The 26,654-nt window shown below is 38.3% G+C and carries 24 protein-coding genes and 1 other RNA gene; 9 read left to right on the plus strand and 16 right to left on the minus strand.

Annotated elements, in window-relative coordinates; all coding sequences use genetic code 11:
* Window positions 1-10: 10 nt before the first annotated feature.
* On the minus strand, window positions 11-2,374 hold the full coding sequence (locus FBD94_RS16235) for a TonB-dependent receptor (RefSeq protein WP_136880970.1): 2,364 nt from the start codon (window positions 2,372-2,374) through the stop codon (window positions 11-13).
* 116 nt (window positions 2,375-2,490) lie between these two features.
* Here FBD94_RS16235 and FBD94_RS16240 point away from each other — a divergent pair, with 116 nt between their 5' ends.
* The gene (locus FBD94_RS16240) at window positions 2,491-2,988 is read left to right on the plus strand and encodes a helix-turn-helix domain-containing protein (protein ID WP_136880971.1); all 498 of its coding nucleotides are present in this window, start codon (window positions 2,491-2,493) and stop codon (window positions 2,986-2,988) included.
* A 312-nt stretch (window positions 2,989-3,300) separates the two neighbouring features.
* On the opposite strand, the gene ppnP is transcribed toward FBD94_RS16240, so the two are convergent.
* Both ppnP and FBD94_RS16250 read right to left on the minus strand, forming a co-directional pair.
* Window positions 3,301-3,603, minus strand: a complete 303-nt coding sequence (ppnP, locus tag FBD94_RS16245; protein ID WP_131608527.1) for a pyrimidine/purine nucleoside phosphorylase — start codon at window positions 3,601-3,603, stop codon at window positions 3,301-3,303.
* A 67-nt stretch (window positions 3,604-3,670) separates the two neighbouring features.
* Window positions 3,671-4,357 (minus strand): Uma2 family endonuclease, encoded by a 687-nt coding sequence (locus FBD94_RS16250; protein WP_136880972.1) that lies wholly within the window; start codon window positions 4,355-4,357, stop codon window positions 3,671-3,673.
* 147 nt (window positions 4,358-4,504) lie between these two features.
* Here FBD94_RS16250 and rnpB point away from each other — a divergent pair.
* Together rnpB and FBD94_RS16260 are read left to right on the plus strand one after the other, a co-directional pair.
* Window positions 4,505-4,883, plus strand: an RNA gene (rnpB, locus tag FBD94_RS16255) — RNase P RNA component class A.
* A gap of 70 nt (window positions 4,884-4,953) precedes the next feature.
* Entirely contained in the window at window positions 4,954-6,360 is a 1,407-nt protein-coding gene (locus FBD94_RS16260; protein WP_131608529.1) for a sigma-54-dependent transcriptional regulator, read from the plus strand.
* A gap of 41 nt (window positions 6,361-6,401) precedes the next feature.
* Here FBD94_RS16260 and FBD94_RS16265 read toward each other — a convergent pair whose 3' ends face one another.
* The 5 genes from FBD94_RS16265 to gatB form a co-directional block, all read right to left on the minus strand.
* Complete coding sequence (locus FBD94_RS16265) at window positions 6,402-8,186, minus strand: chloride channel protein (protein WP_131608530.1); 1,785 nt, start codon at window positions 8,184-8,186, stop codon at window positions 6,402-6,404.
* A gap of 13 nt (window positions 8,187-8,199) precedes the next feature.
* A complete protein-coding gene (locus FBD94_RS16270) occupies window positions 8,200-8,922 on the minus strand; it encodes an RluA family pseudouridine synthase (RefSeq protein WP_131608531.1) in 723 nt (240 codons plus the stop codon).
* A 30-nt stretch (window positions 8,923-8,952) separates the two neighbouring features.
* Window positions 8,953-9,642 (minus strand): response regulator transcription factor, encoded by a 690-nt coding sequence (locus FBD94_RS16275; RefSeq protein ID WP_131608532.1) that lies wholly within the window; start codon window positions 9,640-9,642, stop codon window positions 8,953-8,955.
* A 105-nt stretch (window positions 9,643-9,747) separates the two neighbouring features.
* Entirely contained in the window at window positions 9,748-10,860 is a 1,113-nt protein-coding gene (locus FBD94_RS16280; protein ID WP_235884511.1) for a TlpA disulfide reductase family protein, read from the minus strand.
* A 5-nt stretch (window positions 10,861-10,865) separates the two neighbouring features.
* Window positions 10,866-12,329: an Asp-tRNA(Asn)/Glu-tRNA(Gln) amidotransferase subunit GatB gene (gene gatB / locus FBD94_RS16285; protein ID WP_136880973.1), complete on the minus strand. Its 1,464-nt coding sequence runs from the start codon at window positions 12,327-12,329 to the stop codon at window positions 10,866-10,868.
* Between the two features lie 173 nt (window positions 12,330-12,502).
* Here gatB and FBD94_RS16290 point away from each other — a divergent pair, with 173 nt between their 5' ends.
* Window positions 12,503-13,153: an oxidoreductase gene (locus tag FBD94_RS16290; RefSeq protein ID WP_136880974.1), complete on the plus strand. Its 651-nt coding sequence runs from the start codon at window positions 12,503-12,505 to the stop codon at window positions 13,151-13,153.
* Here the strand turns inward: FBD94_RS16290 and FBD94_RS16295 are convergent.
* From FBD94_RS16295 to FBD94_RS16320, 6 genes are all read right to left on the minus strand, one after another.
* Window positions 13,150-15,072, minus strand: coding sequence for a TonB-dependent receptor plug domain-containing protein (locus tag FBD94_RS16295; protein ID WP_136880975.1), 1,923 nt, complete (start codon window positions 15,070-15,072; stop codon window positions 13,150-13,152). The two genes, FBD94_RS16290 and FBD94_RS16295, sit on opposite strands and share 4 nt — an antisense overlap.
* A 54-nt stretch (window positions 15,073-15,126) precedes the next feature.
* A complete protein-coding gene (locus tag FBD94_RS16300; RefSeq protein WP_136880976.1) occupies window positions 15,127-16,647 on the minus strand; it encodes an alpha-L-fucosidase in 1,521 nt (506 codons plus the stop codon).
* Between the two features lie 68 nt (window positions 16,648-16,715).
* On the minus strand, window positions 16,716-18,023 hold the full coding sequence (locus FBD94_RS16305) for a hypothetical protein (RefSeq protein ID WP_136880977.1): 1,308 nt from the start codon (window positions 18,021-18,023) through the stop codon (window positions 16,716-16,718).
* A 594-nt stretch (window positions 18,024-18,617) separates the two neighbouring features.
* Entirely contained in the window at window positions 18,618-19,862 is a 1,245-nt protein-coding gene (locus FBD94_RS16310; protein WP_205945896.1) for an MvaI/BcnI family restriction endonuclease, read from the minus strand.
* Window positions 19,863-19,929: 67 nt separating this feature from the next.
* The gene (gene dcm, locus FBD94_RS16315) at window positions 19,930-21,243 is read right to left on the minus strand and encodes a DNA (cytosine-5-)-methyltransferase (protein ID WP_235884512.1); all 1,314 of its coding nucleotides are present in this window, start codon (window positions 21,241-21,243) and stop codon (window positions 19,930-19,932) included.
* A gap of 83 nt (window positions 21,244-21,326) precedes the next feature.
* Entirely contained in the window at window positions 21,327-21,809 is a 483-nt protein-coding gene (locus FBD94_RS16320) for a very short patch repair endonuclease (protein WP_235884513.1), read from the minus strand.
* Between the two features lie 430 nt (window positions 21,810-22,239).
* Here FBD94_RS16320 and FBD94_RS16325 point away from each other — a divergent pair, with 430 nt between their 5' ends.
* From FBD94_RS16325 to FBD94_RS25965, 4 genes are all read left to right on the plus strand, one after another.
* On the plus strand, window positions 22,240-23,640 hold the full coding sequence (locus tag FBD94_RS16325; protein WP_136880979.1) for an RtcB family protein: 1,401 nt from the start codon (window positions 22,240-22,242) through the stop codon (window positions 23,638-23,640).
* An 11-nt stretch (window positions 23,641-23,651) separates the two neighbouring features.
* A complete protein-coding gene (gene prfH, locus FBD94_RS16330; RefSeq protein ID WP_235884514.1) occupies window positions 23,652-24,260 on the plus strand; it encodes a peptide chain release factor H in 609 nt (202 codons plus the stop codon).
* A 173-nt stretch (window positions 24,261-24,433) separates the two neighbouring features.
* Window positions 24,434-24,895 (plus strand): DUF6934 family protein, encoded by a 462-nt coding sequence (locus tag FBD94_RS16335; protein WP_136880981.1) that lies wholly within the window; start codon window positions 24,434-24,436, stop codon window positions 24,893-24,895.
* Window positions 24,896-24,908: 13 nt separating this feature from the next.
* Window positions 24,909-25,067, plus strand: a complete 159-nt coding sequence (locus FBD94_RS25965) for a hypothetical protein (RefSeq protein WP_169472330.1) — start codon at window positions 24,909-24,911, stop codon at window positions 25,065-25,067.
* A gap of 21 nt (window positions 25,068-25,088) precedes the next feature.
* Here FBD94_RS25965 and FBD94_RS16340 read toward each other — a convergent pair whose 3' ends face one another.
* On the minus strand, window positions 25,089-25,430 hold the full coding sequence (locus tag FBD94_RS16340) for an MmcQ/YjbR family DNA-binding protein (protein ID WP_131608549.1): 342 nt from the start codon (window positions 25,428-25,430) through the stop codon (window positions 25,089-25,091).
* 117 nt (window positions 25,431-25,547) lie between these two features.
* On the opposite strand from FBD94_RS16340, the gene FBD94_RS16345 reads away from it, so the two are divergent.
* Window positions 25,548-26,222: a competence protein CoiA family protein gene (locus FBD94_RS16345; RefSeq protein ID WP_235884516.1), complete on the plus strand. Its 675-nt coding sequence runs from the start codon at window positions 25,548-25,550 to the stop codon at window positions 26,220-26,222.
* Window positions 26,223-26,260: 38 nt separating this feature from the next.
* On the opposite strand, the gene FBD94_RS16350 is transcribed toward FBD94_RS16345, so the two are convergent.
* Complete coding sequence (locus FBD94_RS16350) at window positions 26,261-26,653, minus strand: DUF1801 domain-containing protein (protein ID WP_136880982.1); 393 nt, start codon at window positions 26,651-26,653, stop codon at window positions 26,261-26,263.
* Between the last annotated feature and the right edge of the window lies 1 nt (window position 26,654).

Below are 26,654 nucleotides of genomic sequence, written 5' to 3' on the forward strand. Positions count from 1 at the left end.
GAGTTATTTATTATTGTTGATTTTTATTAAAGAAATATCTAAGGTTTAAGTAGAAGCCACGACCAGGTTTTTGCAGACTGAAGTTATCGTACAGGGGTTTATCCGTAAGGTTTTTCGCCTCTAATGAGATATTGTAACGACCGTTCTTCATACTGTATACCAGGTTAACATCATGTGCGAGCTGTGTGGGGATTCCGTTTTTATCAGCCATATTACTACTGCCGAGGCTTGGCCAGTACAACCAAAATTGATTGACATAAAGTAGGTTGTACCCTACCGTCAGGTGATTACCTTTTTTTCCGATGTCCCTTAAGGACACACTTGCATCCAGATTCCCAAACAAATATGGAATGTTAGGCATCTGGTCTAAATAGACGTCGCTTTCCGAAGTATATCCATCTTCATATTTCTGCAAATTTTGCAGATATTGATAAGTCATGGTCCCACCAATAGATAACCAGTTTTTATAAGAATATCTTACTTCCCCATCTACCCCAATTGTACTTACTCCCTCTTTGTTGTTAGAGATGGTTTTACCTTGAGCTTTACTCAGGAGATTAATTGTGTTATAAATGAAGTCGCTAGAATACCTGTAAATCCCGTTGGCCGTTACAGAAAAGCGATGCTCCTTATTGAGGCTAAATCCATAGACCATTCCTATGTTAAAATTATCGCTCTTTTCCGGTTTCAATGTCGGGTTTGGATCTTGATTTTCTAAATCACCAAATATTTCCGTTGCTTCCGGCATCCGGTTAGCCATTTCATAGGAAGTTCTGACTTGCAGGTTTGGATTGAAAAAATAAGCGATAGCAAATCCATAACCTATTTTTTCAGTAACGTTGTTAAGATTTTTGCTTTCGATGATATTGTTCTGATAAATGTACTTCCCAAAAAAGTTCGCACTCCATTTATTATCAATATCATAACTATAGCCAAAGCCGAGTACATTTTTATCCATCTTTTTAGCTGGATCAAGCTTATCGTTAGCAGGGATCAATAAATCTTTCGTTTCACGGTTAAAGGTGGAAAAAACATTGTTGATGGCTACCGAATGCCTTTCGCTGATCTTGTAACTAACCATTGCAGTTGCCAAACCATTATGATTATAGTATTTAGCGTCGGTATGCGCACGTTCACCATAAGCGGCTTTTGGCGTACGTACGCCATACCAATTGTAACTGGCACGAGCAGTATCTATATTCCTTTCAAATCCAAGGTTGTAGTTAGCATTTATGGTAACATCCATCCCTTTTATCAGATTTGTTTTTTTGTATTTAAGTGATGGCATCACAATGTTTCCACGCCTGTGGAATGCACCAAAAACTTCATCAGGACGTGCACCGGTTTGCATTTCTTTATAATTCTGTCCCATCGTGATCCCGAATAATAAATTATCTGCGAAAGATTTATCGATTACACCAACATTTGCAATCAAAGTCTCGTTATGGTATACGTCATGAAACCTGGGTAATGAAATTTCAGGCCCTTGTACATTTGTAAGTCTTGAAGGCAATTGCACCTTGTAATTATTATCTGAGTAATTCTGAAAAGCACTTACCTGAACAGTAAAACCTGATTTTGAGGTAGCAGCAGTATTAATCACCCCCCTGTGGGTATTGAACGATCCATATGAGTAAGATGCATCCACATAATTCCTGTGCTTGTTGCCAGTCACAATATTTACGGCACCACCTAAAGCATCAGAACCTAACCACATCGGTACTACTCCCTTGTATACTTCTACACGCTCGGCGACATTGATAGGGATGTTGTTGATTTGAAAAGAAGAACCAAAGTTGTCCATTGGAATTCCGTCAATAAAGTAGCGGATATGCTTACCAGAAAAACCATTTAAGGATATATTAAAACTAGAACCAACACCACCTGTTTCCCTCACCCGCACACCGGCAACCCGATCCAGCGCGCTGGAAATGTCCATTGTTGTATTATATAACTTGGTTGCATCCACAGCAGTTACGTTAAAGGCTTGCCTATTCACTTCTTTAACTGCAGTACGCCCCATCACTACAACTTCTGCAAGGTCATTATGAATAGACTTTAAGTTGAATTTGAGTTGTCTAATGGCTGGCGTACCTACTAATACTAGTTTTTGTACAGATTCAACATAACCTAAATACCGAACGCTGATCTTATGGTCGCCTGCTCCAATCTCTTGGATTTTAAATTTCCCTTCAGCATCTGTTAGGGTAGATTTATTGGTTCCTAAAACCTTAATACCTGCTCCAATAAGTAGCTCTCCAGTAGTAGATGTTACTATTCCTTCTATCGTATATTTCTCCTGTGCCTGGGCGAAAAATCCGATAAAAAGAAAGAAAATCAACCATATGTACTTGTAATGAGTAGCAATTCGCATATTATATATATTAACTTTATTTAGATTAATTCTTAATTGACGCAAAAATATATGTTACTTTGTACGATAGTTGCAGTAATGCATACGAATTAAGCAGAGAATTTAAAGGCCCTTATATGGTAGATATTTACATCAAAGACAAGTTTGGAAAATTGATCTTATCTGAAAAAATACAGGCGAAAGAAAATATATATTATGAGAAAACAGTCATAATTGCAAAGAACCAAACGCTTAAAGTAACCATTACTTTAAACACAGCTTTCCCCCCTACTGATCTAGCTTGGACAGAAAAAGAGCTACAAACATTTGATAAAATCATCGAACTGATTAGCAAGGATCTTTCCAGGAATTTTTCTATTGAAGAGTTGGCCGATCATGTTGGTATGAACCGTACCAAATTACAAGCTGGATTTAAACAGGTGTTTAATAAAACCATAAATTCCTTTACGCAGGAATTGAAAATGCAAAGTGCTAAGGACTTGATAACCGGAAATAAGGGCTATAGTTTAAAGGAGATTGCAAGTATGCTAGGTTACAGACATTCCAATCATTTTTCTGTCGCATTTAAGAAGAGATTTAACGTTTCCCCTTCTGTCTTTAAAAAAATTGATTAAAACAAGAGGATTACCTATCTTTTCATAGCATAAGATGAAAAGAATTGAACATCTGACCTTATTATTAACCAAAAGTTAACAAAACCTTGAATGAGCTATTAACAGGCTCGGGAAGCCCTCTGTTTAAAGAAATATTAAACAAGGAGATAACAGGGATCAAACAGGGACTTAACAGGGACATAACAGGGGCAAATCCTTGTTAAATCCCCAGTACTTCCTTGTTACATTGTAGTTAAATCCATGTTCTTATCGAGACACTTATTATCTCCTTGTAAATTCATTATATGGTGATAAAGCGCTGTGTTTATGCTATTACCCGTAATAACATAAATAAGCTACATCATCATTACATGTCGCTTCAAACGAAGTTCCTGCAGCCACATCAAACGCTTCTTGTTCTGCATATTTTTTAATTGCTCCATCTGCGGTTAGCTTTACCTCCATAATACCTGATATAATGACCATTTTTTCAGGTGATGAGGCCGCAAAAGTATAAGTCCCCTTTTTCATTACACCCACAGTAGCTTTGCCTTTAGCGGTTTCCAATCCAAGGCTTTGAACTTTCCCTTCGAAATATACATTGTGACTTATTGGAGAATTGGTTGAATTACTCATGATTTTGGTTCTATTGTTTAAGGTTAATATTAAAAAGGCAAATGTATTGAAATCAAACAGTTTTTTCTTACTCAACTGTAACAGGAACACTTTCGGGAAGAACCGGAACTTCAGTTTGAAATATTTCATCCAGGTTTAAACTAAAACCGGGTAATATATCAGAAGTAAATTTGTCGCCAACGATAAATGGTGGAGCGGTGACATAGTTACCCGAATCATTGAGTACATGTTTTAAAAATGTTTTGGTGTTGGGATCAACAATCCAATACTCTTTAACCCCAAATTCCTGATACAATTCATACTTGATCTGCAAATCTTTTTGATTGTTACTCGGTGACAAAATCTCGACCACGATATTCGGGGGACCGATACAACCTTTTCTATCCAGCTTTTGAAGGTCACAGATCACACAAATATCTGGCTGAACTACAGTGTAAATATTTTTATCGTCTTTTGATCCTTTAGGAAACCGAACATCAAAAGGAGCAGAGAAAACAGAGCACTTTTTCCCTTTTAAATGAATATATAGTTCTGCAGCAACTTCCCTTGATACTTCCTGATGAAAGGTTAGCGGAGCACTCATCTCAAAGATCTTACCTCTAATTAATTCTAGTCGTTCCTCGAATTTCCAATTTAGATAATTGGCATAAGAATAAGTTCCTGAAAGATCTATCTCATTGAAATGATGTACAATAGGGTTTCCTGTCTGATAGGGCTTTGTTTTTTTCTGCTTAACTGTTTTCTTCTCGTTCATATCTGGCATTTTTAATTCACCGTAAAGATATAAATATTATCCAATAACAACTATAATATATTTTATAAAGAAATAAAATATATTATAGTTTAATACAGAATTTTATAAAAAAGCAGATATAAATTAAGTTTTTGTATCTTTGTGCAAAATGCAAGCTGTTCTATCGCTGGCCCGATCAAAAGGGAAAGAGGAAAGTCCGGGCAACACAGAGCATCTCGCTTCCTAACGGGAAGAGGCTCAGGACTGAATGCCTGAGTTATGGAAAGTGCCGCAGAAAATATACCGCCGATGGCTTTTAAGCACAGGTAAGGTTGAAAACGTGAGGTAAGAGCTCACGATTTTTCCGGGCGACCGGAAGAGTGGTAAACCCCGGGAGTTGAAAGACCAAATAGGCTAACGTATGTAGGGCTGCTCGTCCGATGTTAGTGGGTAGGTCGTTAGAGATAAATGGTAACATTTATAGTAGATTAATGGTAGAATCCTAATTTATTGGGAACAGAACCCGGCTTATAGGCTTGCATTTTTTTATTTTATAAAGAGGTTATTGATAATATAAATTATATTAGTACCCTAACACGAAAATGATTAGCATATCTATGGCAAAATTATTGATAATTGATGATGAGCGGGCAATACGAAACACCCTTCGGGAAATTTTAGAATACGAAAACTACGAAGTTGACGATATAGACAATGGTGTTGAAGGATTAGAGCTCATTAAGAAAAAGAAATACGATCTTGTTCTTTGTGACATCAAAATGAATAGAATGGACGGCATGGAAGTGCTTGAACAAGCATTAGCTTTTAGTCCTGACCTTCCTTTTATCATGATATCTGGCCATGGCACAGTTGAAACGGCCATTGAAGCTAGTAAAAAAGGTGCTTTCGACTTTATTTCTAAACCACCTGATCTAAACAGATTATTAATTACGGTTAGAAATGCGCTTGACAGAGGTACTTTAGTTACTGAAACTAAGGTCTTAAAAAGAAAAGCTAGCAAAACAAGAGATATTCTTGGTAGCTCTGATAGCATTAACAAAATTAAAGAGACGATTGAACGCGTTGCACCTACCGAAGCAAGGGTTTTAATAACCGGCGCAAATGGTAGTGGTAAAGAGTTGGTTGCACGTTGGCTACACGAAAAATCTCAACGTGCTGAAAATCCGCTTATTGAGGTAAACTGTGCTGCTATCCCTTCTGAATTAATTGAAAGCGAACTTTTTGGTCACGAAAAAGGCTCTTTTACCTCAGCTGTAAAACAACGCATTGGTAAATTTGAATTGGCTAATGGTGGTACCCTATTTCTAGATGAAATTGGTGATATGAGCCTTTCTGCACAAGCTAAAGTATTGCGTGCTTTACAAGAGCATAAAATTACCCGTGTTGGTGGCGAAAAAGAACAGGAAGTAAACGTTCGCGTACTTGCTGCGACCAATAAAGATCTTTTGAAAGAAATTGAAGCTGGTAATTTCCGTATGGATTTATACCATCGCTTAAATGTAATTAATATACATGTTCCTCATTTAACGGAACGGACTGAAGATATTCCTGAAATTGCCTTGAACTTCCTTGAAGAAATTTGTCGCGATTATGGGATGCCTGCTAAGAAGATCAACGATGCTGCTATGGCCGCATTGCAAGCTTTACCCTGGACTGGAAACGTCCGTGAGTTACACAATATGATTGAGCGTTTGATTATTTTAAGTGATAAAGCCATCACCGAAAACGATGTGATCTCTTTTGCCAATCCAGGTGGAGGAACAAACATTGGTGCTATGGGTTCAAACAATGGTCATGCTGGATCGCAAAACAGTCAGTCGATTGACTATGAGAAATTCAACAACTTCCAGGATTATAAAGATCATGCGGAAAGAGAGTTTATCAAATTTAAGCTAGAGAAAAACAATTGGAACGTATCCAAAACTGCAGATGACATCGAAATTCAACGCAGTCATCTATATAGTAAGATTGAGAAATTTGGCTTGAAAAGAGCAACAGAATAAAAAAAAACTCCTGATTTTAATCAGGAGTTTTTTTTTATACATTACCCCATATAGTCGGCTTGCCTGCTTAGCAAAGCCCTGTACTTATTGAAAACTGCAGTCTTAGACACAAAGCCCATATAGCGACCTGCCTCATCCAACACCGGCAATAACCAGGCATTCTCCTTTTCCATCTTCTGCAAGACAATTTTCAAATGGTCAGAAATAACCACTACATCCGGGGCCGCCTGCATCAAGTTGTTAACTGACCATTCCTCTGCATGGTTTGTCCCCTTTCTTAAAATATCCTCTACATAAACCAGCCCTTTAAAGGCTTTTTCATCATCTATAACTGGAAACAGGTTCCTTTTAGATTGCAAAATTTCGTTCAAACGTGCTGAGATTAAATCTTGCTCATTCAACACCAAATAATCAGTTTCGACCAGATGTCTTAACTTCATCATATTCAACACTGTGGTATCCTTATCTTCCAATGAGGAGAGCTCTCCCTTTTCGGCTAAAGGTTTGGTATAGATAGAATATTGATTTTTATTCCTGTTGATTAGATAAGAAATAGCCGATGTAATCATCAAAGGAACCATCAAAACATATCCACCCGTGATCTCCGCAATTAAGAAGATTCCTGTAAGTGGCGCATGCATTATTGCGCTTAGCGATGCTGCCATACCTGCAACAATAAAATTGGCCACATTCAAATGAGCGATACCCAGCGTATTAATAGAAAATGCAAGCACAAAGCCCATTAAACCACCCATAATCAAACTGGGTGCAAAGATCCCCCCATTACCACCGGCGCTTAAAGTAATCAACGTAGCTGCTGATTTAGCAAAGACGGTAACGACAGTAAACAGGATGATCACCCATGGTAGACTACTATACTCAGAAAATATACTATTTGTAAGTAAAGCCGTGTAATTACCGCCTAAAAGGCTTTTGATAGTGATGTAGCCTTCTCCATATAAGGTTGGGAATAAAAACACCAACAAGCCCAACATTAAGCCGCCTACCACTACTTTTTTATAAGGATTGGTGATCTTATAAAAAGAACCCTTAATAAAAGCATTGATCTTTGTAAAATAGATAGAGAAAATACCGATCAATACCGCCAGTAAGACATAATAAATCAAGGCATTCATTTTCCAGCCTTCTGTAACCAGGAAAAATAGCTGTTCGTTGTAAAACAAACGTGCGACTACTGCGGCGGTAGCCGAGGCCAGTAATAAGGGTATAAACGCGGGAATGGTAAATTCTGGAAGTAGAATTTCTATGGCGAACACCATTCCAGCAATCGGACTATTAAATGCGCCTGCAATACCTGCCGCTGCACCACAGGCCAACAACATAGTGGTTTCTCTGTAAGATAAGCCCAGGAAACGGCCAACAACAGAGCCAATAGCTCCCCCACTGGTTACAATAGGTGCCTCCAATCCTGTAGAGCCTCCAAAACCTACTGTTAAAGCAGCCGTGATGACTTGCGAGTAGGTATTATGAGGTTCGATCTTACTTGATTTTTTAGAAATCGTATACAGTATTGGAGTTAAACCCGTTTCAAACTTCCCTTTCCTGATAAAGCGTCGGACGTACATGACCGACAGCAGGATTCCGATAAAAGGGAAGAAGAAAAATAGGTAATACTTGTACTGCCACTGAAAGCCTGTCTGCAAAAAATCTTCGATATGGTGCGTTATGGCTTTCAGTAAAGATGCGGCAAGGCCAGCAAGGATACCTACAATTAGTGCTGCAATGACAAGAAAATTCCGGTTAGAGATCTTTGTTTTCCTGTACTGATTAATTGCGTCTACATAATTCACTAACCTAACGTACATTTCCAGCTAAATTTTAGGCATCAAACTTATCTAATAATTTAATGAGTGTGGCGAAATCTTTAGGGTATGGTGCTTCTATTACGATGTCCTGTCCGTCCAGCCCTTTAAATACAAGGTGTCTGGCATGTAGGGCAAAACGTTTCATAATAGGCTGCTCTTCGTCGTCTTTAGCAATGCGGTAACCTTTTTTCATGCTCGAAAGGAATACCGGCTTACCTCTATACATATCATCACCCGCAATTGCAGCACGCTGCGTGGCCAGGTGAATCCTGATTTGGTGCATGCGCCCGGTAATGGGCTTACATTCTACCAAAGTATAGTGTCTGTAATGTTTTATCGTATTAAAGATAGTTTCTGCGCGTTTGCCTTCTTTTCGATCGATCGTAACGCTTTTATTGCCATCATTTAAGATCGGAAGGTCAATAAAAAGGTCTTTGAAGGTAAACTGACCATCAACAATGGCGTGGTAAGTTTTATTGATTTTACGCTTTTCGAACTGTATGGCCACATTGCGATATGCTTCGGGCGTTTTAGCGATAATAATGGCACCAGATGTTTCTTTATCTAAACGGTGACATACCTGAGCATCAGCTGAATACTGCCTTGCCAGGCGAAGAATATTTACTTCTCCTGAACCGCCGCGCTCGTCTAATGAAGCTACAAACGGCGGTTTATTTACTACGATATAATCATCGTTTTCAAATAGGATAAGATCTTTAAAGGAAGGATATTTCAATATGATAAGAATTTCTTAGCTGCAAAAGTACTAAGAAAGTTCGAATTTATAGCCCACTCCTTTAACTGTTGCCACATAAGTTTCGCCTAATTTCTCGCGGAGCTTACGAATATGCACATCAATAGTACGGTTGGTTACCACTACAGAGTCTTCCCAAATATTCTTTAAGATAGATTCTCTGGTGTATACTTTTCCAGGTTTTGAAGCTAACAGATAAAGCAATTCGAATTCTTTTTTGGCCAATACCACTTTCTTACCACTCTGATAAACCAGGTAAGCTTCTCTGTCAATCACCAAATCTCCGATTTCAACTTTATTGTCAGATACCTCATCGGCACTTGAATTTCTTCTTAATATAGCGTTAATACGGCTTACCAATGCACGGGGCTTAATAGGCTTAGCAATATAATCATCTGCACCCACGTTAAAACCAGCGATTTCAGAGTACTCTTCACTGCGTGCAGTAAGAAACACCATAAATGTGTTTTTAAACTCAGGAATTGCACGCATTAGTCTGCAAGCCTCAATTCCGTCCATCTTCGGCATCATGATATCGAGAATAATTAAATCAGGGTGTACCTTCTTTGCAATCGTAATTCCCTCCTGCCCATTTGACGCTAAATAAACCTGATAACCTTCTTTTTTAAGATTATACTCTATCAGCTCTAAAATATCTGGTTCATCATCAACAATAAGTATCTTCTGTTTTACGGTGCTCATAGCTTTAATTATTTGTTACGAAATTAAGTAATCAATTACAATGTAGCGTTAAACCTAAGTTAACAAATTGTTAATAAGCTCATCTATATTAACATGGATTTAGGCTTAGCGTAAAGTCTTGCTCAAAAAAGCCTCCAATTGTTCACCACGAAGGTTTTTAGCGATGATTTTTCCGCTTGGATCTACAATAAAAGAACTTGGTATAGCTTCGATCGCATAAAGCTTTGCCATAGGACTATCAAAATCTTTCAAATCGCTGCCCTGTGCCCAGGTCAATTTATCGGCCATAACAGCACTCTTCCATGCTGCAGGATCTTTATCTAAGGATATACCTAATATGGTAAAGTTCTTATCCTTATAAGTGTTGTAAGCCTTAACTACATTAGGATTCTCTTCTCTACATGGTCTGCACCATGAAGCCCAGAAATCAAGCATCACATATTTACCTTTAAAATCAGACAATTTGATTGACTTTCCATCGATACCATCAACAGTAAACTCAGGAGCTGGTTGTCCAACTTGTACAGATTTAAGCTTAGCCATTTTTACCAAAAACTCAGTTACCGCGGCATTGTCATTAAAATTACTTTTGATTTTATCAGCATAATCCGACATTTCCTGCTCATACTCGGCCGGATTTAAAAGGTTTATCGCATAAAAGCTAGCCAAAGAAGTTGTATTGCCTTGTGCAAACTTTAACACCGCTTTATTCAATCCATCAATTTCCTGCGTATATGCTGGTTTCAATTGTTCCATAATCGCATCCCTTTGATCAGGTTGAGCGGCTACAGCCTCATCAAATTTCTTCTGAATATCAGAGATTTTGCCCATATACTGATTTTTCACTTTGTTCAGTTCTTCCAGTTTATCTGCTTCCATAGCACCAGAAATGCTATAAGCAAGGGTTTTATCCGCCAAATCCGCATTAATCTTAATCTGATCACCATTTTTGGCAATGATCATGTATTCACTGTGACCAGAAGAGATTCTAAAAAAATCAACTGCAGATGAACTGTGCGTAAATTTAAACTCTCCTTTATCAGAAAACACGGTAGAGTCTAATGGCGTTTGATGATCTTTCTGCAAGCCAAACAAATAAACTTTGCTACCTGGAGTTGCATTTTTAAATTGTCCTTCTATTACAAAACTGCCTTTATCTTTACATGCTGCAAATACAACGCACATCAATAATATATAGCTTATTCTCTTTACCATCATCTTCATTATTTTAACTTTTCTTGTAACAATTCATTTATTTTCTGAGGGTCAGCCTTTCCCTTGGCAAGTTTCATCACTTCGCCAACAAAAAGCCCTAACACTCCTTTTTTTCCTTTTCTATAGGCTTCAACCTGAGGTTGATATTTCAACATAACGTCATCTACAAAGGTCGACAATTCGTCGCTATTCTCTACAATCAGCAGATTCAGCTTCGCGGCCAGTTCCATCACATTGTCCGCCGGTGCTTTAAACAGCGCTGGTAACAATTGTTGCAAGGCGATCTGCTGGGTGATTTTCTTATCTTCCACCATATTGATCACATCGGCAAGCTGCTCTGGTATCACTTTAAAATCTGCGATTCCTATTTCTTGCTCGTTTAACAAGGCCCTAACGGAACCTGTAAGCCAGTTCACCAAGCTCTTTTTGTTATTTACAAAAGGCAGTGCCTCATTAAAATAGCTTAACAAATCATGATCTTCTGCCAACATTGTAGCTTCAGAATCACTTACGCCATAATCCGTTACCAACTTTTTGGCGATTTCCTGTGGCAAAGCAGGCATATCAAACTTCAACTGCGCCAACCATTCGTCTGATATATGTACTGGAGCAAGATCTGGATCTGGGAAATAACGGTAATCATTTGCTTCTTCTTTACTTCTCATTGGTGCTGTAGTACCATGATCAGCATCAAAAGTAAGCGTGCTTTGTATAATCTTTCCGCCAGCCAGAATCACTTCTTTCTGCCTTCCATATTCAAAATCCATTGCCCTGCGTACATTTCTGATCGAGTTTAGATTTTTCACCTCGCAGCGTGTTCCAAATTCAATGGTTCCTTGTTCGCGAATCGAGATGTTGGCATCGCAACGTAAGCTCCCCTCTTCCATATTTCCATCACTCACATTCAGGTGGCGAACCAGTTTCCTGATTTCTGTTAATAAAAGCGAGGCTTCTTCTGCACTCCTGATATCAGGTTCTGTTACGATTTCAATTAATGGTATACCGGCCCTGTTCAAGTCAACGTATGAATATTTATCATCCTGATCGTGCAAACTTTTACCAGCATCTTCTTCCAGGTGAATCCTATTGATCCCTATCCGTTTTTCTTCACCATTGCTTAAAGTTACATTGATGAAACCATTCTGACAGATGGGCTTATTGTCTTGCGTAATCTGATACCCCTTAGGCAGATCGGCATAGAAGTAATTTTTGCGATCGAAATAATTGACTTGATTGATGGTGCAATTTAAGGCTAGGCCCATCCGCACTGCTTTTGCAACTACCTCTTTATTTAATTTAGGTAATGCACCCGGTAGGGCTAAAGAAACTGGAGATATATGTTCATTAGGTTTTGCACCGAAAGAAGCACTATCAGACGAGAATATTTTCGATTGTGTATTTAATTGTACATGGATCTCTAAACCAGATACCAATTCGAATTCTGATGGAGAAACTGCAGTTTTCGTACTCATTTATAGGCAATAATTTTCTTAAAAATTGATGTATTTGATATACAAACATAACTATTTATACCTTACAAAGGGAGTTCTGTCGCCATAATTATACTTGCAAATGGCACATTAAAGCTTTATCGAAGCAAAACTTATCGCCCTACCCAATTGTTAATCTCCTATATTTGGATAAAATGGAAGCAATAATTGCAGGAGCTACGGGTTTAATTGGAAGCAGTTTATTGCACCAACTACTAGATCACCCCGATTATACAATGATTACCGCTATAGTTAGGAACGAAATACACCTACAGCACCCTAAGTTTCGGCAGGTAGTGGTTGATTTTGATCGACTCGAAAACCATCAGGAACATATCAAGGGCGATGTGGTATTTTGTGCATTGGGCACAACCAAAAGTAAAACGCCCGACAAAGAACAATACCGTAAAATAGATTACCAATACCCATTGGACATTGCATTTATTGCGCAGCAAAATGGCGCCAGTCAGTACCATTTGGTATCGGCACTAGGTGCCAATCCAGACTCTTCTATCTTTTACTCCAAACTAAAAGGCGAAGTGGAGCGCGACCTTAAGACCATTCCTTTCAAAGCCATACACATCTACAGACCATCGCTATTGGTCGGCGACCGTAAGGAACACCGTACCGGAGAAGGCATCATGATTGGGCTGATGCGGTTTTTAAATCCTTTGCTTATTGGTGGGTTAAAAAAATACCGAAGCATAAAAATAGAAAAGGTTGCTTCAGCTATGCTAAAGCAATCCTTAAAACCAGTAACTGGTATATTTACTTATGATTCAGATCAAATAGAAGAATTAGGTTAAAAGCTTGTCTTTACGCCTAATGTAAACCACGAACCTGGCATCGGTACTGCTCCCGCTTCAATATACTGTACATTAAACAAGTTGGCACCATCGGCATAAATGCTGTAGTTTTTCTGTTTAAAAGCTACTCTGGCATCCATTACCATATAATCCTTGTAATTGATGCGCTCGCTGTAACGAGTGGTTAGGCTTAAAGAAAACAGTTTGTAAAAATCAGCACTTACCGTACTGCTCAACTGATTTCTTAAGCTCTCCAAGGCATAGCGCGAGAACACAGCTGTAGCCAAAGTCTTTTTAAAGCTTGGGGTTAAATTAGTGTAGGATGCCCCTATCCGCACCTTACTAAATACGCCTTCTGCTGCAGGTACTAAACTATAATCTGCGCTCATGGTAAAGCCTTTAGTATTTACGCGGCTAAAATTTTGTGGCTGCCAAGGATCGGTCTGCAAGGTCTTTATCCAATCAATAAAATTATCTATCCTACGCACAAAATAACTTGCATTTAATGCCAATCGCTCATTGTTAAACTTCAATCCTCCTTCAGCATATTGCGATTTCTCCGGTCTTAACTGGTCGTTACCAATATTTGTTGGCCCTTTATAATATAAATCGGTATAAGTTGGTAAGCGTTGCCCGGTACCTACGTTTGCAAATACCCGCCAATTGTCATAAAAATTATAGCCTGCATCCAATCCCGGAAAAGCCTGCCAGCCATAATCAGAGTTGTAATTGGTATACACACCTGCATTGATCAATAAACGTGATACTGGCTCAAATTTATACTCGGCAAACATACCGGCATTATTACGGTTCCTTTTCCCAAGATTGGTACTGTTAATGCGTTCTGTCCTGGCTTCTAAGCCCAAGCCGAAAGTTCCTATTTTAGTTTGGATGGTATTGTTCAATTCCGCATCAAACACATTGGTTTTATGTAGATTATGAAACTTCTCAGGTGTTTGTTTGATGTATAAATAGTCGTCTACATTATTTCTGTAGCTGATCCTTGGAACGATTGTCCAGTTTTCGGTTAATTTAGTGGTATAAGCAATGGAGGCCAACGCAGTTTTAATTGTTTCTTCAGATTCCTTATCACCCGGCGAAGAGTAAAAACCATTGGCACCAAAGTTATTGTGAACATAGCCCGCAAGCACATCTATTACATCTGTTTTCCCTACAGCATATTTACCCTGGTAATAAACCTTCTGATTGTTGAAAGCAGTATTGTAACGGTAGCCATTGCCAGCTTCCTGTCCTGCAGACAATAAATGGCTTGATCCCTTTAGTGCTAAATTGCCACTGGCATGTACGCCATAGTTATAATATTTATCACCAGATGCATTGTCCTTAAAACTGCTACCGGCAAAGACATTTGTCGAAACACCTGTTTTTATAGGATTACGTGTGACAATATTGATCGCACCAGTTAAAGCGTTAATGCCATAAACCCTGGATGCCGATCCACGCAAAACTTCAATATGATCTATATCATCCATATTGATCGGCAAGTTCATCATGTTATGGCCTGTTTGCGGATCAGAAACCTTAATCCCATTGATCAATACCAGCGACTGATCAAATGTACCACCATCTATGCTGATATCGGCTTGCAAACCACCCGGCCCACGTTGACGAACATCGACACCAGATACATAACTCAAAAGTTCAGAGATTGATCGTGCAGGTAGTGTTTTAATCTCCTCCTGATCAATGATCCAAATGTTTCTATTTTGCTTAGAAAAAGGCAACTGAAGCCTGTTTTCTTTTACCACGACTTCATTCAGCTTATTAACGCTATCCCCTTTTAATTTAAGAGGTTGTTGTGCATGAGCAGACAATGAGGAGCATATGGAGAGCGCCGAGAACGTTGAGAGCGTTGAGAACAATATTACAGGAAAAGCAACGCGTTTTAAAGACATCATATTTTAGTTTCGAGCGGCAAATATAGTATCTCTACACTAAAATCAACAGATCTCTCAATACAATCCCAATTCACTTACCGCTATACATACTGGCGCATAGAACTTTATCCTAACCCGATCTGCTGTTTCTGCTTGCGGCAATCGGATAATACGGTTGGCACCAATGCTGGTTGCCTTTGCAATTTGTACCCAGACATTATTCTTATAAACCTCTACGCCTACGCTATCTATTCTTTGACCCAGTTTAATATTTTCACGTAGCTGGATGATGGAGAAACTTACCGGTTTTATAAATTCAAGTTCAGCTGTTGCTTGATGTACCGCATCATCTGTAGCCCAATAACTGTAACGATCCCTGTCAGTTAAATTAGCCGTTCCAAATAAAACCAGTCCCTTATTACGCTCATTTAATAAATTCGATGGATTACCACTACCCAATAAAAAATTCATCCCGCCACGAACATTTGATAAACTGATTTTTGCTTGCTTTGCCAGATTATTTGCAAATACTTTTTTAAGCATTGCCCCAAACTTTGCCAATGTATCTACGTCATTCTGATGAAGCAATCCTTCCGTTGTCGGCGATAATCCAAGATCCAAACTACCACCTCTCCCTACAGAACTGCAATAAATATTAAAAAGTTGCGCCACAGACTTCACTTTATCATCCTGATCCTTATGATAAAACCAGCCTGGTCTTAAAGCAACATCAGCTTCAAAAGGAATCCATTGCTTACCGCCTCTCGTTCCACTACCCAGATTAGCCTCATCCATAAAACCAGGCATCGCCGGTTTTCCATTTTTCCCTTCAATTGTAATCGTAGCCCAGCTGGTCTCTGGCGCAAGTCCCCTTTCATTACCAAGCCATCTTACATCCAAACCTACATCACTAAATATAGCGGCATTAGGCTGCATTTTACGCGTTATATTTTCCCAGGTATTGTGCCAATCATAATATTTAGATTGATCTACTTTCCTTTGCTCCTTTTTCCCGCCATAGTAACCATCGCCACCATTGGCCCCATCATGCCAACTCATAAACAATTCGCCATAGTTGCTATACAATTCCTTTATCTGGTTTCTGTAGACGTCGATATAGGCCGGAGTACCATAATTAGGGTTATTTCTATCCCAAGGCGAACAGTACACGCCAAACTTCAGTCCTTCCTTTTTTGCAGCCAGTTGAAAATCCTTTACCAGATCCCCCTTACCATTTCTCCAAATACTTTTACTAATGTTATAGTCAGATGTTTTTGTAGGCCATAAGGCAAAACCATCATGGTGTTTGGCGACTGCTATTATCCCGTTAAATCCAGCAGCTTTAGCAGCCTGCACAATTTGCGATGCATTAAATTTTGTAGGATTGAAAAGTGAGGGTTCCGCATCGCCATAGCCCCATTCTTTGTTCTGAAAGGTTGTCGGTGTAAAATGAATCAGACAGTACATTTCTGTCTCATGCCATTTCAACTGCCTTGCCGAAGGCAGAACTCCATAAGGTTTAGGGGCTTTTACTTGCGCAACTAATGTGCTAGTTAAACACAAACTAAGAGCGAATACGGTTAATTTCTTTATCATTTAAAAACCAATTATACGCTAATATAGCATATAAAGCTTCTTTTGGAAAGGACAAAGGAATGAATTACTCAGCTTTTATAGAATAAGAATGAAGGATCAGAAATCACCAGGACAGTCATTAGTTTTCGTGCTTTCATTAATATGATACCTTGTTGAGCCAGCACCTTGCGCAAATCTTCAAGATTGGTCATATCGGCTTTTATGGTTAGGTCTATTTCGTAGGTTATGTTAGCCATATCCAAAATGGGGTCCTCATTTTGATTGTACATCATTATTTCTTGTAGCACCCTAGCCATCTTTACCTTCTTAAAGGCAAAACCGGAACTGTTTCCCTTGATACTGCTCGTTACAGCCTTGCTCCTTAGGTCCTGGGCCGCTTTCTCCGTCATAGTTAACATCCAGCAGGGCATATCCTGTCGCTCCTCCTCTACATTGTAGCCAAAGTATTTCTTTAAATCGCATTGCATAGCATATTGCATATAAGGCTTATTCTGCTTTTCATTTGGCACCGATAAGGCGTAGTTATAAAAACCCTTTTGCGTATTGACATCATTATTAAAAGGTTCAAAATCAGTCAATCGTAGAACAGGCCATTTATACACACGTCCATATAAATTCGAATCTACAGCTGTCCAGCGCGATTTCCCATAATAAGCTATATTGTAAAGATCAGCCAGGCTCGTTCCATTTGTTGCGTATTTACCTGTTACAACCCCTCTTTCGATATCATAATCCCTATCCATTGTAATCTCCTTGCTCCATTTACTGAGCTCGGATCTATGGAAAAAAGTAGCTTCATTGACTTGCTGAGCCTTTGTGCTTAGCACAAGTAACAAACTAATGATTAATGTAGCGAGTAAGTTTTTGCAGTTCATAGGCATTAAATTATAACCAGGAGATTGTACTATATACGGATTAATTTTTGATTCGGATGTAGGGGAATGAGGCATTAGTTTATTTAAGTTGAATTCCTCCGTCCAATACGATTCATCAGTATGTTTGGCATAGGCCTTATAATGTGCTATGCCATTCGCTGTGATCAGTAGCTGATGGGCTTCGATTTGATTTTCTGGATGCATAAATGTTAGTTCTTCTTCTGGAGTAAATGTAATATACGCCCAATCTTCATGTCTGCCTAAAATTCCTTTTGCTATGCGCCGATCTGGACTATTGTAATAGCTTATGGATCGATCCCAAAAGCTATGGCAGTTGAAATCTTTATCCGCTTTGAATTGGCTTATGGCCTGTAAGCGGGTTTGAATAAGCGCTTTCCAAGATGCTGTTGCATATATAATAGCAAATTCGACACGATCCCAATCACTTGTCGTGTTGGCTTTAATCAATATGTGTTCCGTTGGTTTCCTTGATCTTTTCATTTTCTTCCATTTTCAGGGTTGTTAATGCTGATATTAATGGAATCAGTAAGGAGGGGAATATTTACAGGTATTATGAATGTTATTCATAATTTTTCTGCGTTCGGCAGAAATTATTAAACAAAAAGCGTGGAACCCCACTTACCGTCTTTGAGGCCCTAGGAGGCCATGGCACGGATAAGCAGAGCCCACGCTTCCCACAGCGCGAGCATCTTACACCTATCTCTCGTGCCTTTTAAAATTTCCTAGGTTCCAAAGACGAGATTCTTAAGTGCTAAATGCTTCAAATATTTTGAAGATTCGGCAAAAGTATAATATTAGCTTGTTACATACATTTTTATTTTTTCAAATATACATACATTAAACATATTGACACATATTTTTCTATAAAATTAATTATTGTAATAATTTATAATATTTTGGATGGATCCACAGAATTTTGAGGCACTATGATTCCGTCTTATTCAATATAAATCGAACTCTACATACCAGAGTTGATTATTAACCTGATAAACCGTTCGATACACAGTTGCCAAAAGAAATTCAAACAACATCCTATCCATTTTTAATTGTCTGATTGCAAAATGGATGGGTTAATTAAATCCCACTAACATCAAGCGATTCATTTGACTTATACAAAAAAGGTAAATTCTTTGATATTATTCTAAACTGACTCCTTTTTTTAATTAATGGTTTTGAACTAGCATTCTCCATTTTAATTCCAGGATCATAATATATGTTCCCAAGAGCCATCTGAGACAAAAACAGCTGAAAATCGGTACCTGAGCCTAAAATTACATTATTGCCATATCGATATTGCCTATCAACAGTTTTCTCGCACAATGATGGAATGTAACAAGCTTGATTATGCTTTCGATTCCAGTGTAACAACATAGAGGAGAAACTCCAAGAAGCAGCTTCATTTTCATTGACATCCAACAATACTATTCTCCCATCTGAATTACGTATTTTACCACTAGATCTATCAAAACCTACTAATTCAAGTTTTAAACTCGTCAGAGCTTGCCTTAATCCAAATCTATGAATACCACCAAAATTCATTCTATCAGCTTTACCGCTTTTATCTTCATAACCATATTGCCTTATAAATGATTCTGTTCCTTCTTTAACATAAACTCCATTTGTAGGCTCTGGTGTCATCAAGGTAATTACAGCGGAAGATATCCTATTAAAGTTGGCAACACCAAACTGCTTAATTTCCCACCCTAAAAAATCTGGCTCTGAATATCCATTTGGAGTTATTCCCAGCTCTGCTTCCAATGTATATCCACCACAATTGGGTGCCAAGCAGGGCAAGATTCTTCCTGCTCGATCAAGTCGCTTTGACTTAATCCATCCAAGATCATGGATTCTCTTTAGTTCATTAATTAAACGTTGCTTATTATTAACAAGCTTTGGCAGTTCTAAAACTTTAAAAACTCCATACTCATAACTATATCCATAATTCTGATATTCGATTGCTAGTTCAGAATGTGGCCCTGCAACATAGCCAAGGACGGAACCGTCACTTCCAACTCCAAAGAAAAACAATCTTCCAGCTAGCCTTTGAGTCATTAATTCTGAGGGAGGATTTTGACATCCGATTAAAAATCCGGAGAACCTAACTTCTGGATATTTCGGATATAATATTAATTGTGATTTAGGAGCTGGATATAAATTAAAGTCATCTCCTATCCATTTGAAGCTTAAAGAAGCCTTAAATCGTTCCTTACTCCAGTCGCCGGTGGCTACCGTCTTAATTTCTTTAATAGGTAAAATATTGAGTATATCAAAACTACCTGCGAGATACATCTGATTTTTAGAATTGTCATTAGGTGACAAACTTTTTACATAGATTTTATCACACCCGTAAACCGAAAATATCTGAAGTAGACTTTGAAGGTGCATTTTATATCTTCTTAAGGATTTGTTCACCCACTGCTTGAATCAATGGCATTACAACTGAATTGCCAAACTGCCTATAAGCCTGATTATCCGAAACAGGTATAACTAAGCTCTTTTTAGGATCATTGGTGTTAATTGGATAAATTGGATACCCTTGCAGTGCAGCTGCTTCATGAGGAATCAAACGTCTAGGATTTTTACCATCTTGAGCAATAAGAATTTCTGCACCATCCTTATAATATCGCGCGCTTATGGTACGGCTCACACCTTCTGGATCTGCAAGACCAAAGCCAAAGCCATTACCTTTTTCTTTATGCTTTTTTGCATATTCTTGCAAGTAATTCCACAATTTATCACTTAATGTGTACTTAGTATCAACTTCAGACTGAAGAATTGTTTTAAGTCTTTGTTTCTCCTCAGGAAGCTCAACAGTACTAAAATCAAATTTAATATCATTTCCATATACACTCTTGTCAAAACCAACCATTAAAGTTCTCTCTCTATGTTGAGGAACAAAGTGCCTGCCATCAATAACTTTGTGATCAAATGAATAATCCAGACTTTCTAGGGTATCTTTAATTACCTTAAAAGTCTGCTTTTTATCATGGGACACAAGATTCTTAACATTCTCAAGAAAAAAAGCTTTTGGCCTATGTTTCTCTATAATGTCTGCTATATGAAAGAACAAATTTCCCTGTTTCTCATCAGCAAAACCATGACTTCTTCCTAAACTAATTTTTTTAGAAACACCAGCTATAGAAAATGGTTGGCATGGAAATCCTCCGCAAATGATATCGAATTTTTCTGGGATGTATTGTTTTGTACTGTCTTTAGTTATATCCCCAAATGGATATTCACCATAATTTGCAAAATATGTTTGCTTAGAATATTTATCCCACTCAGATGTAAAAACGCAACTGCCGCCAAGATTCTGCAGTGCCATCCTAAAGCCGCCAATACCGGCAAAGAGATCAATAAATGTGAATAACTCTTTCCCTTTCTCCGGTCCTGGAAAGGGAACATTCGTGTTTTGAAACATACTTCGCTGAACAGCATTGTATAAATACTCTACTCCTGGCTCTGCAAGTTCATTTTCGAATTTGTCCACAACATTCAGTGCATCTCCATAAACCGGTTGATTTGTAGAGTGATAATGTGTTAAAAGCGCTAAATCGAGATCATCAGGTAATTGAGTTTTTACTTTCTTAGTATTTTTTCTTTTATAAACGATTTCTTCCATTTTCAATCCACTGCCTTTGAATAACAAACTAACAAAAATATCTGATACAGCCCTATTAAAATCTTTCCACACTAACATGGAGAATAATATAGTTCCCAATATCACTTACTAATAATATTAGCAAATATACAAGAAGTAAATTAGTTTATAGCCAAAAACCTCTAAACAACTTTCAAAGTACTGAGCAACAAATCCAATGTTTCACTTTTCAGGCGTTCTTTTAGTTGACATTCCCAGATTATTATAACCTTCCAGCCTTTATTTGTTAATTGCTCATTTGCTAAAAAATCATTAGCAATATTACCATTTATCTTGCTTAACCACCAATCGGTTCTTGTCTTGGGAATCACATAATATTTACATTCTTCGTGTCCATGCCAAAAGCAACCATTAATAAATATTACCGTTTTATATCTGGGTAACACAACATCTGGTTTACCGGGAAGATCCTTTACATGAATACGATAACGAAATCCATTCTTATGCAAAAACTTGCGAACTAAAAGTTCAGGTTTGGTGTCCTTTCCTTTTATTTTGCTCATGTTATAGGAACGGGTTTCTTTAGAATGTACATCAGCCATAATGAATACTAACGCTGACACCATAGTTTTGTTTTCTGGAGTTATTCCTACAGTATACTTCAATTAGAAATAATATCTCCTTAGAACTATTTCAATAAAGCACCAATTATCTCCAACATATAACGCTTTATAAATTAATTCTTTATATTTGCAGCTAATTCTTGATTTGTTAACAATAAATATCAAGGAAATCATGACAGAGCAAATCTACATATCGCCCCTTTCGCTCATTGCCTAATTAGGCAGGTTAAGACTGTGTTTTATTGAATGCGTTGACGGTTACATTAGTAACCCTATAACTTATTTTGCCTGCTTCAATCCATTGGATTTCATTGAGCTTTTTAAAAAAGGGTATATCCTTTCTCAAGGACGAATCGAAATCAAAAATCAATTATTAAAAGAAATTAATTGGATGTCCTACGGACAAACCAAATTGATCACATATCCGGGTAGGCGCATAAAAAGCTTTCCTGGAATCAGAAATATAAGCCACATGGGCAATTTAAGAACAAAAGATTTAAGTAAAATAGGTTATCACAATGATCAGCTGCGAAGTCTGGTTATTGGCATAGCCTCCAAAAACTTTAAACACTACAGTAAACAGCAATTGCTGGATCTGTTAGTGAATATAAAAAACGATCCGGAAGCATTTCTGGATAATGAATTAACGGCTAAAATAGCCGAAAAAATTATAGGCAAGATAAATACACCATCCTTCAAAACTTATGAATTGAGAGATGAACCCGTATTTTGTAAAACCTATGGTGCTAAGCATATCGAGTCGTCAGCTAAAAAGCAAATGGAGCTAGCCAACCTGTTACCAATTAGCATACAGGGCGCATTAATGCCCGATGCACATATGGGCTTCGGCTTACCAATTGGTGGTGTGCTGGCTACGGATAATGCGGTTATCCCCTACGCTGTAGGAATGGATATTGGTTGTCGGATGGCACTCTCTATTATCGACGAGAGCGATGGCTTTCTGAAACGGTTTGAGTACCAGATCAAACAGGCCTTAAAAAACCATACCCATTTCGGTATGGAAGGTGGTCTGGAAATAAGACAGGAACACGAAGTCTTGGATAGTGCTATATTTAATGAGATTCCTTTTTTAAAACCCTTACGCGGAAAGGCGGTAAGGCAATTGGGAACCTCTGGTAATGGAAACCACTTCGTAGAGTTCGGTGAGATTGAAATGCTACCTGACAATACATTGGGGCTACCAGCTAAAAGGTATACCGCTTTATTAACGCACTCGGGAAGCAGAGGTTTGGGATCGGCCATTGCAAGGCACTATACCCAAATTGCCATGAACACTTGTAAACTTCCTCGCCACGCACAACAATTGGCCTGGTTGGATATGAACAGCGAAGCTGGACAGGAATATTGGCTCACCATGACCCTGGCAGGAGATTACGCTAAAGCTTGCCATGAGCGTATACATGCTAACTTGTTAAAAGCATTAGGATTAACGGCTTTACATGTTGTAGAAAACCATCATAATTTTGCATGGAAGGACAAACTTGCCGACGGCAGATCAGTGATTCTTCACCGTAAGGGTGCAACACCAGCACATGAGAACGAGTTGGGCATTATTCCAGGTAGTATGACTACCCCTGCCTATCTGGTTTCAGGGAAAGGTTCGGCAGATGCCTTGTACTCAGCTTCACACGGCGCAGGTCGTGCGATGAGCCGTCAAAAAGCAAAAGACAGCATGACGGTTTCTGCCATGAAGAAATTGCTGGCCAATGCAGGTGTCAGCTTAATTGGTGGAACGGTTGAAGAAAATCCTTTAGCGTATAAGGACATCGAAGCTGTCATCACAGCTCAACGTAAGCTCGTTGATATTCAAGGTAAGTTTTTTCCACGGATCGTTAGAATGAATAAGGACTAGCCATGAGAAAGATGATGATACAAATTACATCAGGCAAAGGCCCGGCAGAATGCTGCCGGGTTGTAGCTTGTGTGCAAAGCCTGATGATGAAACAGGCTAAACAGCAAGGCATTGAATTGCAGGTGCTGGAAAATAAGACTGCTGATTTAAACAGAACGCTATTGTCTGCAACGATGATGGCCACAGGAAGCAACCTGGATACTTTTATAGCTGAATGGGCCGGTACCATACAATGGATAGCACAAAGTCCGTACAGAAAGTACCATAAACGTAAAAACTGGTTTGTTGGTGTTGCTGCATTTGATGTTCAGGATTTGATGCAATGGAACCCTAAGGATGTAAAGTTAGAAACCTGCCGCTCATCTGGTCCTGGAGGTCAGAATGTGAATAAAGTAGAAACCGCGGTAAGGGGAACGCACTTACCCTCTGGCATACAGGTAATGGCAATGGATACCCGGTCCCAACTGGAAAACAAGAAGCTTTGCATGGAAAGGCTCGAAGCTAAACTACTGGTTTGGCAAACGGCACAGTTGATGGAAAAGCAGCATAGTCATTGGCAAGAGCATAATGCACTTGAACGAGGCAATCCGGTAAAAACCATAAAAGCAGAATTGCTTTAATCAACAAAGACAAGTTAATCATTCACCCAACCGCAAATGTGGCAAATTCGTGATTGCGTGAATCTCGACGTCATCTTGAAATATCACACAAAAAAATATTTTTTCTTTATTACAACTATTTAATATTTAACTATATTTAAAAAATATATATTTAGTTAAAAAAATGCACATTTATGCAAGAAGACAGTTATACTTTTAAAAGACACTCTAAGGCGCATGAATATGAATTCTTTAGTGAAGGAGCAAAAGGTACAATTAGAAAAATGATTCAATTTCAATCTTTACCTGATCACAACAACATGTACAATCTAGCATTTGGTGATTGGGACGAAGAAAATGGAACTATAAATGATCATGTCAAAACCAACGATGGAGATAGGCAAAAAATTTTAAAAACGGTAGCAAAAACAGTCTATGATTTTATGCAGGGTAACGGAAACATAAAAATTATTGCAAGAGGCAGTACTCCATCACGCACAAGATTATACCAGATGGGAATAGCGGCCTTTTGGTTGGACATACGGGAGCATTTTAATGTAGACGGCTATATTAGCAATGAATGGGAAAGTTTTAGACCAAATCGCAACTATGAAGCCTTTTTGTTGATGCATAAAGAATTAACTATATTTGAATAACTAAACGAGAAATATGAGCTCAATAGTAAAAAAGATACCTGGAAGTAAATACACTGCAGAAGAACGCTTCACATTAAGCGCACAATCTCCTTTTTTCTTAAAAAAGAAAAAGGATGCTGAAGCTTTTTTAAAAAAAGCTGGCTTGCCAGAAAGATTTAAAAAAACAAAATAAAAATCATTAAGAGTTTATACGTTATAAGCTCTGTAGCTTTTTAGGCAAACTTTTCAATACCAGGTCATAGGAATGATCAATCAATTCCCGGATCAGCGCCAGCGACAAGCCCCCATCCAGATAAACGGTATTCCAATGTTTCTTATTCATATGGAAGCCTGGGATAATTTCATGATGTTGCTCCCTTAACTCAATAGCCCGTTCCGGGTCACATTTAACATTAAAACGGTTGGCTTGTTCTAATCCAATCAGCAGAAAGATCTTATCTCCTACTTTAAATACCAACGTTTGTTCTCCAAATGGCATTCCTTCAGTCGTCCCGGGTTTACTCAGGCAGTAATCACGCAAATCTTCAATATTCATAGCTAGTAGGTTATTATTATGGAATACAATCCAAAAATATGGGATTTTATCTAATCTTTTGAATACTAATTATTTTAGTATAAATTTGGAGCCTGTCGGTATTTTAGCAGGGTTCACATGAATTTAAACTTGGATATTTTTAGTATTGGAAGACCTGAGGAGTTAGAAATAACAGCTCCAATGGATACACAACTACCCAGATATTATCCTGGTGAAACACCTTGGCATAAAAACTGGAAACTTGCCTTTCCTCCTACTTTCCGGGAGATCAGTTTCCCAGATAAATCATCCGGAGATCTTCACCGCGCAGATGTACATACCCCCTGTGGTACTACACTTGAATTTCAAAATTCACCAATCAGCATGGCTGAACTGAGAAGTCGGGAAGCTTTTTACCCGAAGCTGATCTGGATATTGAACGGTAAAAAGTTTAAAGGATTCAGGGTACTTAAAAGCTTGCCAGATGTAGATGATCCGAAACTTGATGGTTATGAGTTTTGTCATACTGATCATCTTGCTATGGTCCGCAGATCTGACCATTTGCAATTAGGTAGCAATGCGAAAAGATTAAACTTTTATCATGCTGAATTAAAAACAATCAAACTCACTTCTCATTATTATTCTTTTTGCTGGAAACATCCCCACGCTGTCTGGTACCAGGCAAAATGCCCAATCATTGTCGATCTCGGTGGACATTTCTTATACCAACTAAAACAGCGGCCTCAGCTTTCAGGAAATTATGCTTATCTACATATGATTCCTCGGAAGTCCTTTGTTGAAAGGTTTCTTTAAATTGTTCAAGTAAACACCAGATTATAGAAGGGAATTTATTAAGTCAATCGTAATAAAACGCCTTTTCTTTTGACGATGTTTTTATAGTCCCATTGTATTTTCTTCGACTTCTCAATCCAGCGTGCTACATCATCCAGATTAATCTGTTCAACGGCGGTATAGGTAATAGAAGCATCCTTAAATTTACCTGTGTTTACCTTTAACTCCACCTCATCAAAATCAGCACCGCTCCAAAACATCAAACGGATACCCGCTTTAAGCTTACTATAGCCAACAATTGGGTTCCCATCTATAAACCAAACCGGGTGCGCATGCCATATTTTACTTTCTTCTTCAATTAGCTTGCTGTTGATTTCGGCTGACAATACATCACAGATTTCCTTATCTGTAGCTGATTGCGAATCATTATAAGTCTGTATGTCTTTATTCATA

Source organism: Pedobacter hiemivivus (assembly GCF_005144565.1).
GTDB classification, from domain to species: Bacteria; Bacteroidota; Bacteroidia; order Sphingobacteriales; family Sphingobacteriaceae; genus Pedobacter; species Pedobacter hiemivivus.

Bases quoted from the DNA above. Each gene is read 5' to 3' on its own strand.
- FBD94_RS16235 (WP_136880970.1), bottom strand. From the start codon at position 2,374: ATGCGAATTGCTACTCATTACAAGTACATATGGTTGATTTTCTTTCTT.
- FBD94_RS16240 (WP_136880971.1), top strand. From the start codon at position 2,491: ATGGTAGATATTTACATCAAAGACAAGTTTGGAAAATTGATCTTATCT.
- FBD94_RS16295 (WP_136880975.1), bottom strand. From the start codon at position 15,072: ATGATGTCTTTAAAACGCGTTGCTTTTCCTGTAATATTGTTCTCAACG.
- FBD94_RS16300 (WP_136880976.1), bottom strand. From the start codon at position 16,647: ATGATAAAGAAATTAACCGTATTCGCTCTTAGTTTGTGTTTAACTAGC.
- FBD94_RS16305 (WP_136880977.1), bottom strand. From the start codon at position 18,023: ATGAAAAGATCAAGGAAACCAACGGAACACATATTGATTAAAGCCAAC.
- ppnP (WP_131608527.1), bottom strand. From the start codon at position 3,603: ATGAGTAATTCAACCAATTCTCCAATAAGTCACAATGTATATTTCGAA.
- FBD94_RS16335 (WP_136880981.1), top strand. From the start codon at position 24,434: ATGCAAGAAGACAGTTATACTTTTAAAAGACACTCTAAGGCGCATGAA.
- FBD94_RS16345 (WP_235884516.1), top strand. From the start codon at position 25,548: ATGAATTTAAACTTGGATATTTTTAGTATTGGAAGACCTGAGGAGTTA.
- FBD94_RS16250 (WP_136880972.1), bottom strand. From the start codon at position 4,357: ATGAACGAGAAGAAAACAGTTAAGCAGAAAAAAACAAAGCCCTATCAG.
- FBD94_RS16275 (WP_131608532.1), bottom strand. From the start codon at position 9,642: ATGAGCACCGTAAAACAGAAGATACTTATTGTTGATGATGAACCAGAT.
- prfH (WP_235884514.1), top strand. From the start codon at position 23,652: ATGATGATACAAATTACATCAGGCAAAGGCCCGGCAGAATGCTGCCGG.
- FBD94_RS16260 (WP_131608529.1), top strand. From the start codon at position 4,954: ATGGCAAAATTATTGATAATTGATGATGAGCGGGCAATACGAAACACC.
- dcm (WP_235884512.1), bottom strand. From the start codon at position 21,243: ATGTTAGTGTGGAAAGATTTTAATAGGGCTGTATCAGATATTTTTGTT.
- FBD94_RS16325 (WP_136880979.1), top strand. From the start codon at position 22,240: ATGGGCAATTTAAGAACAAAAGATTTAAGTAAAATAGGTTATCACAAT.
- FBD94_RS16280 (WP_235884511.1), bottom strand. From the start codon at position 10,860: ATGATGGTAAAGAGAATAAGCTATATATTATTGATGTGCGTTGTATTT.
- FBD94_RS25965 (WP_169472330.1), top strand. From the start codon at position 24,909: ATGAGCTCAATAGTAAAAAAGATACCTGGAAGTAAATACACTGCAGAA.
- FBD94_RS16350 (WP_136880982.1), bottom strand. From the start codon at position 26,653: ATGAATAAAGACATACAGACTTATAATGATTCGCAATCAGCTACAGAT.
- FBD94_RS16290 (WP_136880974.1), top strand. From the start codon at position 12,503: ATGGAAGCAATAATTGCAGGAGCTACGGGTTTAATTGGAAGCAGTTTA.
- gatB (WP_136880973.1), bottom strand. From the start codon at position 12,329: ATGAGTACGAAAACTGCAGTTTCTCCATCAGAATTCGAATTGGTATCT.
- FBD94_RS16340 (WP_131608549.1), bottom strand. From the start codon at position 25,430: ATGAATATTGAAGATTTGCGTGATTACTGCCTGAGTAAACCCGGGACG.
- FBD94_RS16265 (WP_131608530.1), bottom strand. From the start codon at position 8,186: ATGTACGTTAGGTTAGTGAATTATGTAGACGCAATTAATCAGTACAGG.